General features: G+C 70.8%; 14 protein-coding genes and 2 tRNA genes. 11 read left to right on the top strand and 5 right to left on the bottom strand.

Going from position 1 to position 16,172, the window contains the following annotated elements; all coding sequences use genetic code 11:
- Positions 1-168 precede the first annotated feature (168 nt).
- From ACZ56V_RS01155 to ACZ56V_RS01140, 4 genes are all read left to right on the top strand, one after another.
- Positions 169-765, top strand: a complete 597-nt coding sequence (locus ACZ56V_RS01155) for a M48 metallopeptidase family protein (protein ID WP_468938255.1) — start codon at positions 169-171, stop codon at positions 763-765.
- 138 nt (positions 766-903) lie between these two features.
- Positions 904-2,637, top strand: coding sequence for a TerD family protein (locus ACZ56V_RS01150; protein ID WP_398913129.1), 1,734 nt, complete (start codon positions 904-906; stop codon positions 2,635-2,637).
- Between the two features lie 13 nt (positions 2,638-2,650).
- A complete protein-coding gene (locus tag ACZ56V_RS01145) occupies positions 2,651-3,331 on the top strand; it encodes an AIM24 family protein (protein WP_398913127.1) in 681 nt (226 codons plus the stop codon).
- A gap of 17 nt (positions 3,332-3,348) precedes the next feature.
- Positions 3,349-4,104: an AIM24 family protein gene (locus ACZ56V_RS01140; RefSeq protein ID WP_467381729.1), complete on the top strand. Its 756-nt coding sequence runs from the start codon at positions 3,349-3,351 to the stop codon at positions 4,102-4,104.
- A 59-nt stretch (positions 4,105-4,163) separates the two neighbouring features.
- On the opposite strand, the gene ACZ56V_RS01135 is transcribed toward ACZ56V_RS01140, so the two are convergent.
- Both ACZ56V_RS01135 and ACZ56V_RS01130 read right to left on the bottom strand, forming a co-directional pair.
- On the bottom strand, positions 4,164-4,679 hold the full coding sequence (locus ACZ56V_RS01135; RefSeq protein ID WP_398913123.1) for an NUDIX hydrolase: 516 nt from the start codon (positions 4,677-4,679) through the stop codon (positions 4,164-4,166).
- A complete protein-coding gene (locus ACZ56V_RS01130) occupies positions 4,676-6,130 on the bottom strand; it encodes a zinc-dependent metalloprotease (protein WP_398913121.1) in 1,455 nt (484 codons plus the stop codon). The genes ACZ56V_RS01135 and ACZ56V_RS01130 overlap by 4 nt, the downstream gene beginning before the upstream one ends.
- 192 nt (positions 6,131-6,322) lie before the next feature.
- Here ACZ56V_RS01130 and ACZ56V_RS01125 point away from each other — a divergent pair, with 192 nt between their 5' ends.
- The 4 genes from ACZ56V_RS01125 (at position 6,323) to ACZ56V_RS01110 (ending at position 9,487) form a co-directional block, all read left to right on the top strand.
- On the top strand, positions 6,323-7,444 hold the full coding sequence (locus ACZ56V_RS01125; protein WP_467381727.1) for an SDR family oxidoreductase: 1,122 nt from the start codon (positions 6,323-6,325) through the stop codon (positions 7,442-7,444).
- 106 nt (positions 7,445-7,550) lie between these two features.
- Positions 7,551-8,009 (top strand): molybdenum cofactor biosynthesis protein MoaE, encoded by a 459-nt coding sequence (locus tag ACZ56V_RS01120; protein ID WP_059300679.1) that lies wholly within the window; start codon positions 7,551-7,553, stop codon positions 8,007-8,009.
- Between the two features lie 142 nt (positions 8,010-8,151).
- Positions 8,152-8,316, top strand: a complete 165-nt coding sequence (locus ACZ56V_RS01115; protein WP_007444545.1) for a hypothetical protein — start codon at positions 8,152-8,154, stop codon at positions 8,314-8,316.
- Between the two features lie 76 nt (positions 8,317-8,392).
- Entirely contained in the window at positions 8,393-9,487 is a 1,095-nt protein-coding gene (locus ACZ56V_RS01110; RefSeq protein ID WP_398913115.1) for a PDZ domain-containing protein, read from the top strand.
- Between the two features lie 46 nt (positions 9,488-9,533).
- Here the strand turns inward: ACZ56V_RS01110 and ACZ56V_RS01105 are convergent, their stop codons facing one another.
- Entirely contained in the window at positions 9,534-10,076 is a 543-nt protein-coding gene (locus ACZ56V_RS01105) for a PPA1309 family protein (protein ID WP_356360279.1), read from the bottom strand.
- Between the two features lie 164 nt (positions 10,077-10,240).
- Between ACZ56V_RS01105 and ACZ56V_RS01100 the strand changes: the two genes are divergently transcribed.
- The 3 genes from ACZ56V_RS01100 to ACZ56V_RS01090 all read left to right on the top strand — a co-directional run bounded on the left by ACZ56V_RS01100 (position 10,241) and on the right by ACZ56V_RS01090 (position 15,454).
- Entirely contained in the window at positions 10,241-13,243 is a 3,003-nt protein-coding gene (locus tag ACZ56V_RS01100; protein WP_467381807.1) for a UPF0182 family membrane protein, read from the top strand.
- Positions 13,244-13,317: 74 nt separating this feature from the next.
- A tRNA-Met gene (locus tag ACZ56V_RS01095) sits at positions 13,318-13,391 on the top strand.
- Positions 13,392-13,630: 239 nt separating this feature from the next.
- The gene (locus ACZ56V_RS01090; RefSeq protein WP_467381725.1) at positions 13,631-15,454 is read left to right on the top strand and encodes a tetratricopeptide repeat protein; all 1,824 of its coding nucleotides are present in this window, start codon (positions 13,631-13,633) and stop codon (positions 15,452-15,454) included.
- A 141-nt stretch (positions 15,455-15,595) separates the two neighbouring features.
- On the opposite strand, the gene ACZ56V_RS01085 is transcribed toward ACZ56V_RS01090, so the two are convergent.
- Both ACZ56V_RS01085 and ACZ56V_RS01080 read right to left on the bottom strand, forming a co-directional pair.
- A tRNA-Met gene (locus tag ACZ56V_RS01085) sits at positions 15,596-15,669 on the bottom strand.
- A gap of 54 nt (positions 15,670-15,723) precedes the next feature.
- A complete protein-coding gene (locus ACZ56V_RS01080; protein WP_468938246.1) occupies positions 15,724-16,140 on the bottom strand; it encodes a Fur family transcriptional regulator in 417 nt (138 codons plus the stop codon).
- Between the last annotated feature and the right edge of the window lie 32 nt (positions 16,141-16,172).

Below are 16,172 nucleotides of genomic sequence, written 5' to 3'. Positions count from 1 at the left end.
CCGCGAGTGCCAGCATGCCCGGATGCGCTCGGGGGCGTCGAAAGTTGTCCACAGGCAGTGGGTATTCGTCGTACGAATCAGCCGCACACCTTCCAGGACGAGTGGTGGATCGGCACCGATGCGTCCCGGAGCCGGGACTTCCCCGTGTGCAGCGGGTAACGTCGTGGCGTGTCCGCCGACCCACTGCACCGCGCCGGGGCACCCCCGCGCACACCGATGAATCCGCCGCCGAACGGCCCGGGGACGAGCGCGATCGAGGTGCGCAGGAGCACCCGGCGACGCCGGACGGTATCCGCGTACCGCGAGGGCGATCGCACCGTCGTACTGATCCCCGCCCGGATGTCCGAGGCCGAGGAGCAACGCTGGGTGAGCGTCATGCTGGACAAGCTGGCCGCCCAGGAGAGCAAGCGCGTCCTCGGCGACGCCGAGCTGGCCGCGCGCGCGGAGCGCCTGTCGGGGCAGTACTTCGAGGGCCGGGCCCGGCCCGCCTCGGTCCGCTGGGTCACCAACCAGAACACCCGCTGGGGCTCGTGCACCCCGTCCGAGGGAAGCATCCGGCTGTCGCACCGACTCCAGGGCATGCCCGAGTACGTCGTCGACTACGTCCTCCTGCACGAACTGGCGCATCTGCTGGTCCCCGGGCACGGACCCCGGTTCTGGCGGCTCCTCGAGGCCTACCCGCGGACCGAGCGCGCCAGGGGCTACCTGGAGGGCGTGGTCGCGGCGGACCGGCTGCCGCACGTACCCGGCGCCGGCGACGAGTAGCGCGCGCGGCCCGGGCGGGTGTCCGCCACGGCCCCGCACGGGTTTCGTACCGGGTCTGTACCGACTTCCTCCGGTGTCGGTGTTTGCCGTTAGCCTGTCGCGACGCACTCGCATTCGGATGGGGGACGGTCGTAACGCATGGCCAGGGAATTTCAACGCGGCCACAAGGCCAGGATCAGTGACCTCACCGCGGGCACGGATCTGTACGTAGGCGTGCAGATCTCCGGCCCCGGGCTGAGCTTCGACATCAGCTGCTTCGGTCTCGACGCCGACGAGCGGTTGTCGGACGACCGGTACTTCGTGTTCTTCAACCAGCCGAAGACCCCGGAGGAGTCCATCCAGCTCCTGGGTGCGCAGGCGGGTGACACGGAGTCCTTCCGGGTCACCCTGGACAGGATTCCGCAGCAGATCCAGAAGCTGTCCTTCACCGCGACGATCGACGGCGCGGGACAGATGTCGCAGGTGGGGCCCGGGTACATCCGGATCGTCGCGGGCGGCGAGGAGGTGGCCCGGTACCCGTTCAGCGGCTCCGAGTTCTCCACCGAGCGCGCCGTGATGCTGGGCGACTTCTATCTGAAGGACGTGTGGCGGTTCGCCGCCGTCGGACAGGGCTTCGACGGCGGTCTCGACGCGCTGCTGAGGAACTTCGGCGGCGAGGTGGCCGAGGACGAGGCTCCCGCCCCGCAGCAGCCGCAGGCCGGTGCCGCCCCGAGCTTCGCCCCGCCCGCCCAGGCCTCGGCGCCGCCCGCCTTCGGCGCGCCCGCCGCGTCCGCCCCGGCCCCGGTTCCCGCGCCGCAGCCCGCCCCGCAGGGCTTCGCTCCGCCGCCCGCCGCCACGCCGCCACCGGCTCCCGCCCCGGCGCCCGGGCCGGACGTGCACGCCGCGCAGACCATAGTCGCGCCCATGAACACGCCGCCCGGCAGTGCCCCGGTGCCGCCCCCCGCTCCGGCGCCCGCGCCGTACGGCCAGCCGGGCCAGCCCGGTCAGCAGCCGCCGTACGGCCAGGTCCCCGGCCCGAGCGCGCCGCCGCCCCCCGGCTACGGCCAGCCGCAGGCTCCCCAGGTCCCCGGCCCGCCGCCGGGATACGGGCAGCCGACCGCGCCTCCCGGCTACGGCCAGCCCGGCCCGCCCGCGGGCCACGGCCAGCCGGCGCCCCCGCCCGGCTACGGCCAGCAGCCTCCTCAGGGCATGCCCCAGGGAGCACCGCAGGGCGCCGGTGTGACCGCGGCGCTCCAGCAGTTCCGGGAGACCGCGCCCGGGCAGCGCTGGACGCAGCAGAACAAGAAGCTGGTCCGCGTCGACCTCGGAGCGGAGGGCCAGCCCGTGCTCGCCCGGCAGGGCAGCATGGTGCTCTACCAGGGCAAGGTCGACTTCAGCTACAAGGGCGCCGGATTCGCCGGCCGGGTCGTGGGCAACGCGACCGGTCAGGAGATGCAGCTGATGCGCTGCACCGGCAAGGGACAGGTCTTCCTCGCGGACAACTCCGCGATGCTCCACCCCATCGAGCTCCAGGGCGACGCCGTCTGCGTCTCCGCGGAGAACGTCCTGGCCTTCGACGAGAGCCTCCAGTACGAGGTGCGCCGCGTCGAGGGGCACGGCATCCCGGGCGGCGCGCTGTTCACGATGCAGTTCCAGGGCACCGGCACGATCGTCGTGAAGACGCGCGGTGTGCCCGTGGTGCTGCCGGTCACGCCCACGACCTTCGCCGACTGCAACGCCGTCGTCGCCTGGTCCGCCGCCGCCCAGGTGGTCGTCTCCAGCCAGGTGCGGATGCGCCGCAACTCCTACGCGGGCGACACCGGCGAGAGCGTCAACCTGCAGTTCCGGGCCGCGCCCGGCAGCTTCGTCGTCGTCCAGCCGTACGAGATCTGAGGGAGAGCCCGACATGAACCAGCCGCTCGCGGGCTACGCTCCCGCACCCGCAGGTGCCCGCATGGAGAACCACGGCAACCACATGCTGAAGGTCGCCATGCAGACCGGAAACGACCTCCTCGCGCGCGTGGGCTCGATGGTCGCCTACGAGGGCTTCGTCCAGTACGAGCCGAACCCGCCGGCCGTCCGCCAGATCGCCAAGGACTGGATGACCGGCGAGGGCGCGCCCCTGATGAAGTGCTCCGGCGACGGACTGCTCTACCTCGCCGACTACGGCGCCAACGTCGTCGTCATCAACCTCAACGGCGACGGGATCTCCGTCAACGCCACCAACCTGCTCGCCTTCGACGCCCACCTCACGTGGGGCGTGGAGCGGGTCAAGGGCCTGGCGAAGTTCGCCGGGCAGGGCCTGTGGAACACCAGGATCTCCGGCCAGGGCTGGGTCGCGCTCACCTCCCGGGGCAAGCCGATCGTGGTCGACTGCGGCGGCGGTGAGGACGAGACCTACGTCGACCCGGACGCGCTCGTCGCCTGGTCCCCGAACCTCAAGGTGAAGGGCAAGCGCAGCTTCAAGGCGCAGTCGCTGATCGGCCGCGGCAGCGGTGAGGCCTTCCAGATGGCCTTCTCCGGTCAGGGCATCGTCGTCGTCCAGCCCAGCGAGGACAGCACCGACCGCCTCCGGGTCCGGGGCTGAGGGGGAGCCACACCATCATGCAGAGCCCGATTTTCGCCTACAACGACCAGCAGACCCAGGAAGCCTGGAGCCTGCAGAACAAGCACATGCTCCGCGTCGCCCTGACGGGCCACGACGACGTGCTCGCCCGCAAGGGCACGATGGTCGCCTACCAGGGACTCGTCGAGTTCGACGCCGAGTACCAGAGCAACAACCAGTCGCGTGCGCGTGCGCACACCGGTGAGGGCCTGGACCTGATGCGCTGCCACGGGCAGGGCACGGTGTACTTCGCCAACCTCGCCCAGTGCGTCCACGTGGTGGACGTCGACCAGGACGGACTCACCGTCGACAGCAGCTACGTGCTCGCGATGGACTCGTCCCTTCACCACGAGGTCATCGCGGTGGACAGCCTCTACGGCATCTCCGGCTCGGGGAAGTACCAGCTCAACATCACCGGCCGGGGCAAGGTCGCCCTGATCACGTCGGGCTCCCCCCTGCTCATGCAGGTGACGCCCGACAAGTACGTCAACTGCGACGCCGACGCGATCGTCGCCTGGTCGACCGGCCTGCGCGTGCAGATGCAGGCCCAGACGCACTCCTCCGGGGTGTGGCGGCGCCGCGGCAACACCGGTGAGGGCTGGGAGCTGAGCTTCATGGGCAGCGGCTTCGCGCTCGTCCAGCCCAGCGAGCTGCTGCCGCCGCAGAACGCCCAGGTCGGACAAGGGCTCGCCGCGCAGTACGGCATGGGGCAGCACGGGGCCCGCGGCCAGAACCAGGGCAACGTCTGGAGCTGAGCGCTCCCACGGCCACCGTTCGGTAGGGGGCGATCGCCAGGGCGGTCACCCCTTACCGCTCACAGGCGGGCGCGGGTCGCCTCCAGCAGGCGCACGACCGACTCGTCGGCGACGTCCGCGACCTCGGCGTACGGGAACCAGCGCAGGTCGAGGGACTCGTCGCTGATCGCCTCCACCGCACCCTCGGGAGCCACGGCCGCGTACTGGACGTCCAGGTGCCAGGCGCAGGGCGTGTGGTGGCGGTCCAGCCGCACGGGGCCGCCGGACAGCAGGGTCAGTCCGGCGATGCCCGACTCCTCCGTGCCCTCGCGCAGGGCCGCCCGGGCCAGCGTCTCGTCGACCGGCTCGCAGTGACCGCCCATCTGCAGCCACATGCGCATCTTCTTGTGCAGGGTCAGCAGGACCCGCTCGCGCGAGGGATCGATCACCATGGCGCTCGCCGTGACGTGCCCGTCGGCGCAGGCCTTCCACATCCCCTCCGGGTGGGTCGCGAGATGGTCCAGGTAGACCTGCCGCAGCTCGTCCTGGCCCTCGTACGCCTTGAGGACCAGGACCGCGTCGTCGTGGAGGCTCACTCGCCGCCGTCGCCCTTGGTCTCGTCCGGGCCGTCGTCCTGGCTCTCGCCCTGGTCCTTCTTCTTCAGATCGGGCTTGCCCGCCGCCTCGCCGAGCATCTTGTCCAGCTCGGAGAAGTCGAGCTGCTCGCGGTGCACGAAGCCGTCCGGGTCGTCCAGGTCGGTCGCGGTCGGCAGCATGTCCGGGTGGGCCCACAGGCCGTCCCGGCCGTCGACACCGTGCGCGTCCGTCAGGGACGCCCACAGGCGGGAGGCGTCGCGCAGCCGGCGCGGGCGCAGCTCCAGGCCGATCAGCGTCGCGAACGTCTGCTCCGCAGGACCGCCCGAGGCACGACGGCGGCGCAGCGTCTCGCGCAGCGCGTCGGCGGAGGACAGGCGCGGCTTGGCGGCGGTGTGCACCACCGCGTCCACCCAGCCCTCGACGAGCGCCAGGGCGGTCTCCAGACGGGCCAGGGCCGCCTTCTGCTCCGGGGTGTCCTCCGGCTGGAACATGCCCTGCTGGAGAGCCTCCTGCAGCTGCTCGGGGTTCTGCGGGTCGAACTGGCCGACCACGTCCTCCAGCTTGGCCGTGTCGACCTTGATGCCACGGGCGTAGCCCTCGACGGCGCCGAACAGGTGCGAGCGCAGCCACGGCACGTGCGCGAAGAGGCGCTGGTGGGCGGCCTCGCGCAGGGCCAGGTACAGCCGCACCTCCTCCTGCGGCACACCGAGGTCCTTGCCGAACGACTCGATGTTCACCGGCAGCAGCGCGGCCTTGCCGGCCGGACCGAGCGGCAGGCCCACGTCGGTCGAGCCGACGACCTCACCGGCGAGCACGCCGACGGCCTGCCCGATCTGCGTGCCGAACATGGCGCCGCCCATGGACCGCATCATGCCGATCAGCGGGCCGGCCATGGCCTGCATCTCCTCCGGCAGGACGTCGCCCATGGCGTTGCCGACGCGCTCGGCGACCGGGTCGACCAGCTCGCGCCAGGCGGGCAGGGTCGCCTCGACCCACTCCGCGCGGCTCCAGGCGACCGCGGTGCCCGCGCCCGACGGCAGGGCCGTCGCGTCGTCCAGCCACAGGTCGGCCAGGCGCACGGCCTCCTGGACGGCATTGCGCTCGGCGGGACCGACGCTGGCGTCCTTGCGGCCGTCAGGCGTGCCCTGGGAGACCGTCTGGCGGGCGATCTGCTTGGCCATGTCCCAGTTCACCGGGCCGCCCTCGTAGGAGAGCATCTGGCCCAGCTGCTGGAACGCGGCGCCCAGGTCGTTGGGGTTCATGGAACCGAACATGGCAGCGAACGGGTTGTCCGCGCCGGGGCCGCCCAGGCCTCCGGCTCCGGACATCCCGAAACCGAACGGGTTGGCCGGTCCCTGACCACCGCCGCTCTGCTGGTCCTTCTTCTTGCCTTCGTCGCCGTCGTCCGGCTCCTCCGGCGGAAGGCCGAATCCGAATGGGGTGTCACTCACGGGGTTCCTCGGCTGGTAGGGCCGCCGGTTCTTTCCGGCGGCACGGCTGCCCGACTTCACCACCCAGCGTAGACACCCGAAGCCGTTCGGGCCTCGGTGCTTCGCCGACTGACGGCCTGCGGCAGGATGGATGCCACCTGGTACGCACGCGTCGCTCGCGCTCGTACTGAAGACAACCTCTGGAGACGCCCGGTGAGTTCCCCAGATCCGCAGGTTCGCGCAGCGCGAAACCAGTCAACCAGTTCCGCCCGCCCCGGCGCGCGCGGACCCGTCGTCGCGGTCACCGGTGCCGCGTCCGGGGTCGGGGCCCTGCTCACCGCGCGGCTCGCCGCGTCCGACGAGGTCAGACAGGTCGTGGCCATCGACGAACGGCGCGGGGAGTGCGAGACGGCCGAGTGGCAGATCCTGGACGTACGGGACCCGGCCATCGCCGAGAAACTGCGTGGTGCGGACGTCGTGGTGCACCTGGCACTCGACCTCGACCTGGAGAGCGACGCGGCCGCCCGTACGGCTTACAACGTCCGGGGGACGCAGACCGTGCTGACCGCCGCGGCGGCGGCCGGCGTGCACCGGGTCGTGCTGTGCACCTCCGCGATGGTCTACGGCGCCCTCCCGGACAACGAGCTGCCGCTGTCCGAGGACGCCGAGCTGCGCGCCACGGCCGAGGCCACGGGCGTCGGGGACCTGCTGGAGATCGAGCGGCTCGCGCGGCGCGCACCCCGGGCGCATCCCGGCCTGAACGTGACCGTGGTACGGCCCGCCGTGCTGGTCGGGGGCATGGACACCGCGCTGACCAGGTACTTCGAGTCCCCCCGGCTGCTGGTCGTGGCCGGTTCGCGGCCCGCCTGGCAGTTCTGCCACGTCGACGACCTGTGCAGTGCCCTGGAGTACGCCGTCCTGGAGAAGGCCGACGGTGAGCTGGCCGTCGGGTGCGACGGCTGGCTGGAGCAGGAGGAGGTCGAGGAGCTCAGCGGCATCCGGCGCATGGAGCTGCCCTCCGCGGTCGCGCTCGGCGCGGCGGCCCGGCTGCACCGGATCGGACTGACGCCCTCCCCGGCGGGTGACCTGGCGTACACGATGTACCCCTGGGTCGTGAGCGGCAGCCGCCTGCACGATGCCGGATGGCGTCCCAAGCACACGAACGAGGAGGTCCTGGCGGAGCTGCTGGAGGAGGTCTCGGGGCGGCACACGGTCGCCGGCCGGCGCCTCGGACGCAAGGACGCGACGGCGGCGGGGGCCGCGGGCGCGACGGTGGCGCTGCTGGGCGCGGCCGCGGTGGTGCGCCGCGCGCGCAAGGCCCGGCGCCGCATCTGAGACGGACCCGCCCGGCGGCCTCCGTAGGAGGCTCCAACGCGCCACGCGCGCGTGCCGGGCGATCAAGCTGTTCCGCGCCGTCCGCGGTGTGGGGCACGATGGGCGTATGGCAACCACGAACGACCACCCCGGTGAGCGGGCCGCAGCGGACCCCGTGAAGCTGATCGGCATCCGCGAGACACCCCTGTCCGTGGACGAGGTCTTCCGCGCGGTCGGGGACGACGCCTCGGGCGGCACCGCACTGTTCGTGGGGACCGTACGCAACCACGACGGCGGCACCGACGTCGACCGGCTCGGGTACTCGTGCCACCCGAGCGCCGAGGCCGAGATGCGGCGGATCGCGGAGAAGGTCGTCGCGGAGTACCCCGTACGGGCGCTCGCGGCGCTGCACCGTGTGGGGGACCTGGAGGTCGGGGACCTCGCGGTGGTCGTCGCCGTGTCCTGCCCGCACCGGGGCGAGGCCTTCGACGCCTGCCGGAAGCTGATCGACGACCTGAAGCACGAGGTGCCCATCTGGAAGCACCAGACGTTCTCCGACGGCACCGAGGAATGGGTGGGCGCCTAGCGCCCCGGGCCCTGGTGGCGGACGCGGCGTCGCGGCCGTGGCTCGGGTTGCGTAACCCGCCCCCCGGCGTGAGCGTTGTCACTGCGAATGGTTAATCTGCTGATCAGTCAGTCGCGGACGCTCATGGGGTTGGGAGGTCGGCATGGCAGCGCTTGCGTGGTTGCTCATTCCGCTGGTGGCCGCTGTCGGTGCGGGCCTGTGGGGCAGTTGGGCCAATCGGACCCGCAAGGCGCGCAGCGACGGTCCCGAACTGGACGGGTACGCCCGGTTCCGTGAGGCCATGGAGAAGCCCCGCACGGGTGCCTGACGGCCGCCTCGACGGCCGCCCGGCGGCCGCCCCGCCCTGACGGTGTTCCGACAGCCGCGTCCCGTACTGTCGTGCCATGCCACGCCGCACCGCGACGATGCTCGCCTCCACCCTGATGCTGATCGCGCTTCTGTGCGCGGGTGTGTTCATCCCCGTGCCGTACTCGGAGATGTCACCCGGGCCGACGGTGAACACCCTGGGAGACCACGACGGCGAGCCGGTGCTCCAGATCTCCGGACACAAGACCTACGAGGCGAGCGGTCATCTGAACATGACCACCGTCCGGGTCACCAGCGCCGAGTACAAGATGAACCTCGTGGAGGCCGTCTACGGCTGGCTGGCGCACGACAACAGCGTGGTGCCGCACGACACGCTCTACCCGGACGGCAAGACCGAGGAACAGGCCACCCAGGAGAACGCGGAGGAGTTCAGCCAGTCCCAGGAGACCGCGAAGGTGGCCGCCCTGAAGGCGCTGGACATCCCGGTGAAGTCCTGGGTGGTCGTCTCCGCCGTCGTCAAGGACTCCCCGTCGCAGGGCAGGCTGCACGCCGGTGACGTGATCCAGGCTGTGGACGGCACGACCGTCAAGAAGCCCACGGACGTCTCCGAGCTGGTGACCAAGCACGAGCCGGGCGAGGACACCGTCTTCACGATCGTGCCCGCCAAGGAGCAGGCCGCCGCGGAGAAGGAGGGCCGCACGGCGACGAAGACGCAGAAGATCGCGATCACCACGGAGACCTCGGACGACGCCGGGGAGAAGCGCGCCGTCGTCGGGATCTCCGCCGGAACCGACCACACGTTCCCGTTCGACATCGACATCAAGCTGGCCGACGTCGGCGGTCCGAGCGCCGGTCTGATGTTCGCCCTCGGCATCTACGACAAGCTGACCCCCGGCGACCTCACCGGCGGCAAGTTCGTCGCCGGCACCGGGACGATCGACGACAACGGCAAGGTCGGCCCGATCGGCGGCATCGGCATGAAGACCATCGGCGCGCACGACAAGGGCGCCCAGTACTTCCTGACGCCCGCGGACAACTGCGCGGCGGCCGCCGAGGACACCCCCGACGGGCTCACCCTGGTGAAGGTCGACACCATCGACGACGCCCTCGGCGCGCTCAAGGACATCCGTTCCGGAAAGACCGCCGACCTGCCGAAGTGCACGGAGGGCTGACCCTTCCGGCCCAGCCGTCCGTCCCGGCGGCCGGCGTCCGGCGGGCCTACTCCTCGAAGGTCGCCGTCAGCGCCTCGGCCAGACCCGGCACCAGGTCGGAGCCCGTGAGGACCTCCGTGGCCGTGTCCTTCTCCCGCAGCCGCAGGGCCGAGTCGCGAGCGCCGTCGCGCAGGACCGCGACCGTCATGCGGACCTCCTGACGGTCCGGGTGCTCCGCCACCCACTGCGCGAGCTTCTTCTCGTTGAGGCCCGAGGGCACCTGGGCCTCGGCCGAGGGCGGCAGCATCAACCGCTCCACGGCGAGCGCGCAGCCGACCACGGAGTCGGGCCAGGCGATGGTGCCCAGGAACTCGTCGAGCGCCTGGTCCGTTGGAATCTCGTCCTGCTCGATCGGGGTCAGGCCGGAGGTCTCCGACTCTTCCCGCAGACCGAGCCGGTCCGCGAGGGAGGGCTGCTCGGCGCGCAGCCGTGCGGTGTCGACAAGTGCGAAGAGGCGTGCGGGCTGGTCCCAGCCGAGGCCGGAGACGTACTCGTCGATCTCGAGTACGGCCCGGGTCAGGGGGCTCGCTGCCATGGGGGTGTTGGACATGGTCACAATCCTGCCTCGTTCATGGCCCGAATCGGGAACCGAGTAAACGATGAGTAAGTTGCATAAGTGTGGGCCCGCGATCACGGGGGCGCACGGGGGGCCCGCGAACCCGAGGGCCTGACGGATCAACAGCGAACTTCGAGGTGCGCACCTTGGCTTTCCAGATGCCGGACCGCGGCGGAGGCCCCCCGTCGGGGCCGCGGATCAGAGTGGGCCGCCCGTCCCGGCGTGTCCGAACCCTGCTGCTGACACTTGGTGTCCTAGCCGTGCTCGCCATGGCGTTCACCATGTTCGCGGGATTCTGGACGGACTGGCTCTGGTACCGGTCTGTTCACTACTCGTCGGTGTTCACGACGACCCTGTGGACCAAGATCGGGCTCTTCTTCGTCTTCGGCCTGCTGATGGCGCTCGCCGTAGGGTTCAACATCTGGTTGGCCCACCGCCTGCGCCCGCCGCTGAGCGCCATGTCGATGGAGCAGCAGAACCTCGACCGGTACCGGATGGGCATCGCCCCCTACAAGAAGTGGCTGCTGCTCGGCATCACCGCCCTGGTCGGCCTGATCGCCGGCGCCTCGGCGTCCGGTCAGTGGCGCACCTGGCTGATGTGGGTCAACGGCGTGCCCTTCGGGCAGAAGGACCCCCAGTTCAAGCTGGACGTCTCCTTCTACGCCTTCGACCTGCCCTGGTACCGGTTCCTGCTCGGCTTCGGCTTCGCAGCCGTGATCATTTCCGTGATCGCCGCCGCGCTGACCCACTACCTGTACGGCGGGCTCCGCGTCACCAGCCCCGGCGCGCGCGCCACGGCCGCCGCCACCGGGCACCTGTCGGTGCTCATCGGCGTCTTCGTCGCCCTCAAGGCCGTCGCCTACTGGCTCGACCGGTACGGCCTCGCGGTGAAGTCCAGCGACTTCAAGGCGACCGACAACTGGACGGGCCTCAGGTACGTCGACGCCAACGCCTACCTGCCGGCCAAGACGATCCTCTTCTGCATCGCGGTCATCTGCGCCCTGCTGTTCTTCGCCACCCTGTGGCGGCGCACCTGGCAGCTGCCCGTGATCGGCTTCGGCCTGATGGTGCTCTCCGCGATCCTCATCGGCGGTCTGTACCCGGCGCTGGTCCAGAAGTTCCAGGTCCAGCCCAACGAGCAGGCCAAGGAGGCGCCGTACGTCGAGAAGAACCTCGCGGCCACGCGCGACGCGTACGGTATCGAGGGCACCCAGGTCACCGAGTACCCGGGCAAGAGCGAGACCAAGGACAAGACCAAGCTCCGTGACGACGCGGACGCCGCGGCGTCCGTCCGGATCATGGACCCGAACATCATCTCGCCGACGTTCCAGCAGCTCCAGCAGATGCGTAACTACTACGCGTTCCCGACCAACCTGGACGTCGACCGCTACGCCAAGGACGGCAAGGACCAGGACACGGTCATCGGCCTGCGCGAGCTGAACCTGGCGGGCATCCCGAAGAAGAACTGGATCAACAACCACTTCCGCTACACCCACGGCTACGGCGTGGTCGCGGCGAAGGGCACCCAGGTCGACTCCGAGGGACGCCCGGTCTTCACCGAGTCCAATCTGCCGTCCGAGGGCGACCTCGGGAAGTACGAGCAGCGGGTCTACTACGGCGAGAAGACCACCACCTACTCGATCGTCGGCGGTCCCCAGAAGGAGATCGACTACTCCGACGACACCGGGGAGAAGACGTTCAGCTACAAGGGCGACGGCGGGGTCGACCTGTCCAACCCGATCAACCGGGCGGCGTACGCGGCCGCGTTCAGCGAGCCGCAGATCCTCTACTCCGGTGCCATCGGCGAGGGTTCGCGGATCCTGTACAACCGCACGCCCAAGGAGCGCGTCGAGGCGGTCGCGCCCTGGCTGACCATCGACGGCGACGCCTATCCGGCGGTGGTGGACGGCCGTATCCAGTGGATCGTCGACGCGTACACAACGACGAACGGCTATCCGTACGCCTCCCGTACGACGCTCGGCGACACCACCGCGGACTCGTTGACCGCCAACAACAACTCGCGCGCGGTGGTGGCCCAGCAGAACCAGGTCAACTACATCCGCAACTCCGTGAAGGCGACCGTCGACGCGTACAGCGGTGACGTGAAGCTCTACCAGTGGGACACCCAGGATCCGATCCTGAAGACCTGGATGAAGGCGTTCCCGGACACGGTGCAGGACAAGAGCGAGATCTCCAAGGAGCTGATGGCGCACCTGCGCTATCCGCAGGACCTGTTCAAGGTCCAGCGCGAGCTGCTCACGCGCTACCACGTGAAGGACGCCAACACGTTCCTCAGCGGCAGCGAGGTGTGGCAGGTGCCGGACGACCCGACCAACAAGTCGGGCGACGCGGTGCCGCCGTACTACCTGAGCATGAAGATGCCGGACCAGAAGTCGCAGGCCTTCTCGCTGACGACGACGTTCACACCCAACGGGCGTGACAACCTCAGCGCGTTCATGGCGGTCGACGCCGAGGCGGGCACCAGTGACTACGGCAAGATCAGAATCCTGAAACTGCCGACGAGCACGACCGTCGACGGACCCAAACAGGTGCAGAGCCAGTTCAACTCCGAACAGGACATCGCCGAGTCGATCAGGCTGCTGAGAGGCGGCGACTCGGAGGTGGAGTACGGCAACCTGCTGACGGTGCCGCTCGACGGCGGTCTGTTGTACGTCGAGCCCGTCTACGTGCGCGGTGGCGACCTCAAGTACCCGTTGCTGCGCAAGGTCCTGGTGAGTTACGGGGGCAACACCGCCTTCGAGAACACGCTCGACGCGGCCCTGAACAAGGTCTTCGGAGCCCAGGCCGCCGAGAACGAGCAGCCACCGGACGAGGGCGACGACACCACCGAACCGCCACCGACGTCCACCAACCCCACGGTCCGGGAAGCGCTGAGCGATGCGCAGAAGGCGTTCGACGCCGGGCAGAAGGCCCTGGAGCAGAAGGACCTGGCCGCGTACGCCGAGGCGCAGAAGGACCTCGAGGAGGCGCTCCAGCGGGCCGAGGACGCACAGGCCAAGGCCGACCAGAACGCCGGTGGCAAGAACGGCGACGACAAGAACACCGGCGACAAGAACAGTGGGGACAAGGCCGGAGACGACAAGGCGAGTCCGGACGCGACGCCGACCGGTGACGCCGGGGGAGGCTCGGACACGAGCTGACCGCCGGCCTCGCGCCGGGCGTTCGAGCTGGTCAAGGCCCATCCCGCGCCGTGCTAGGGTTGTGAACACAACGGCGCGGGGTGGAGCAGCTCGGTAGCTCGCTGGGCTCATAACCCAGAGGTCGCAGGTTCAAATCCTGTCCCCGCTACTGAAGTCGTGAGCTACGTGCGAACGACCACGAAGGCCCGGATTCCTCAAGGAATCCGGGCCTTCGTGATGTGCGAACGCATGTCCCGGCGGACACGACGGCCGCGCCGCCAAGGGGAGTTGGGCAGTTCTGTGTTTGACTTGTCTCCCTGTGGGCATGTCGACAAAACGCTGAAGTGACCTCACTGACTGCGGTATACCGGATGTACCGAGGTTGCGGGTGGTGCGACGATGAACGTTATGGGGGACATGGCAAATCTGTTCGGGACAGGGCGTTTTGCGCAGCCGTCCGGTCAGCCGTCGGGTCAGGAGGAAGCCGCGGACGAGGCTCAGGAAGCCGCCGACGAGGCCGCCGAGGAAGTGCGTCTGCGGCTCGCCGTCGACGGAGGCGACGTCGAGGCGATGAGCGTGCTCGGCGCCATGCTGCTGCGTCGTGGCGACTTCGACGGAGCCGAGTCCCACCTGCGTGCCGCCACCGCGGCCGGCGACCGGGCCGCCGCCAACAACCTGGGCGTCCTGCTGCACCAGCGCGGGTACGCCGACGAGGCCGCCGGATGGTGGCGCATCGCCGCCGTCGCCGGGTCGGCCGCCGCCGCGCACGCACTGGGCCGGCACTTCCGCGAACGCGGGGACGAGCCCGCCGCCGAGTACTGGCTGTGCCAGTCCGCGGAGCAGGGCCACGTACTGGGCGCCTACGCGCTCGCCGACCTGCTGGAGCACCGCGGCGACGACACCGGGTCCGAGCGGTGGATGCGGGCCGCGGCCGAGCGCGGACACCGGGAAGCGGCGTACCGGCTGGCGCGGAGGCTGGACCGGCGGGCCGGGCAGGACGGCGACGACAAGGCCGCCGCACTCGCGGCCGACGAGGCCGAGCAGTGGTACCGGCAGGCCGCCGCGCGCGGTCACCGGCGGGCCGCGCTGCACCTCGGGACGATCCTGGAGAAGCGCGGCGAGCTCAAGGAGGCCGGCCGCTGGTACCTCACGTCCGCCAAGGACGGCGAGGCCCGCGCCGCCTGCGCCCTCGGCTTCCTGCTGCGGGACGCCGGGGACACCGAGAGCGCCGCCGTGTGGTGGCTGCGCGCCGCCCAGGACGGCGACGGCAACGCCGCCAACGCCCTGGGCGCGCTGCACGCCGAGCGCGGCGAGACCCAGACCGCCGAGCGCTGGTACCGGGCCGCGATGGACGCCGGTGACGACAACGGGGCGTACAACCTCGGGCTGCTCTGCGCCGAGCAGGGGCGCACCACGCAGGCCGAGCAGTGGTACCGGCGGGCGGCGTACGCCGGACACCGGGAGGCCTCCAACGCGCTGGCCATCCTGCTGCTGCGCGCCGGGGACGAGAGCGGCGCCGAGCCGTGGTTCTCCAAGGCCGCCGAGGCGGGCAGCGTCGACGCCGCCTTCAACCTCGGGATCCTGCACGCGGGGCGGAGCGAGGAACGGGCGGCGCTGCGCTGGTACGAGCGGGCCGCCGCGGCCGGGCACACCGAGGCGGCGCTCCAGGTCGGGATGGCACGGCTGCGCGACGGCGACGAGCGCGAGGCGGAGCGCTTCCTGCGCTGTGCGGCGGGGGGTGGCAGCGCGGAGGCCGCGTACCGGCTGGCGACGGTACTGGACGCGCGCCGGCCGCCCGCACCCGCGCACGAACTGGGCGAGCCGGCGCAGGAGAAGTCCGAGTGCGAGGAGTGGTACGAGCGGGCGGCCTCCCAGGGGCACCGGCGGGCCCAGGTGCGGGTCGGGATGCTCGCCGCGGCGCGCGGGGACGTGGTGGAGGCGGCCCGGTGGTACCGCGAGGCGGCCGAGGCCGGGTCGCGCAACGGCGCCTTCAACCTGGGGCTGCTGCTGGCGCGCGAGGGGAGCGAGCCGGAGGCCGTGGTGTGGTGGCGCCGGGCGGCCGACGCCGGGCACGGGCGGGCGGCGCTGCGGCTGGCGCTGGTGTTCGCGCGGCGGGGAGAGCTGGCGGAGGGGCAGCGGTGGGCGGACCTGGCGGTGTCGCTGGGGCCGGCGGAGGTGGGGGAGCGGGCGGCGCGGTTGCGGGACGCGTTGCGGCAGGAACTGTCGGCGTGACGCTGCGCTGAGCTTCGGTGCCTTTTGAAAGGTGCCCGGGGTTTCGGCTGGGCGGGTGCCGCCCGGCGGCACGACTGCCCGCAGCTATGAGCTATGCACCGAGGGCCGGAACCCTTTCGGATTCCGGCCCTCGGCCTTCAGTAGCGGGGACAGGATTTGAACCTGCGACCTCTGGGTTATGAGCCCAGCGAGCTACCGAGCTGCTCCACCCCGCGTCGATGAATGGAACACTACGTCAGTACGAAGACGAGAAGCAAATCCCGCTCCGCTCACGCCCCCGCGCAGTTCGGGCAGGTGCCGCGGTACGTCACCTCGACGTCCGACACCGTGAAGCCGAAGCGCTCCGAGTCGGGGAGGTCGGCCAGCGGGTTGCCGGTCGGGTGGACGTCGCGGATCGCTCCGCACTGGGCGCAGACCAGGTGGTGGTGCGGCCGGTGCGCGTTCGGGTCGTAGCGCTTGGCGCGCTTGTCCGTCGCCACCTCCAGCACCTCGCCGAGCGAGACCAGCTCGCCCAGGGTGTTGTAGACGGTCGCCCGGGAGATCTCGGGGAGCTTTTCCACGGCCCGGGAATGCACCTCGTCGGCCGTCAGGTGGACGTGCTCGCCGTCGAGGACCTCGGCCACCACCCGACGCTGCGCGGTCATGCGCCAACCGCGCCCGCGCAGCCGTTCCAGAAGGTCACTCATACACATCAGCCTAACAGCAAGGGGACCAGGTC

Source organism: Streptomyces sp. NPDC034099, from assembly GCF_055575415.1.
Note: the sequence above shows the minus strand (reverse complement) of the source record. Positions and strands in the feature narration are given on the sequence as shown.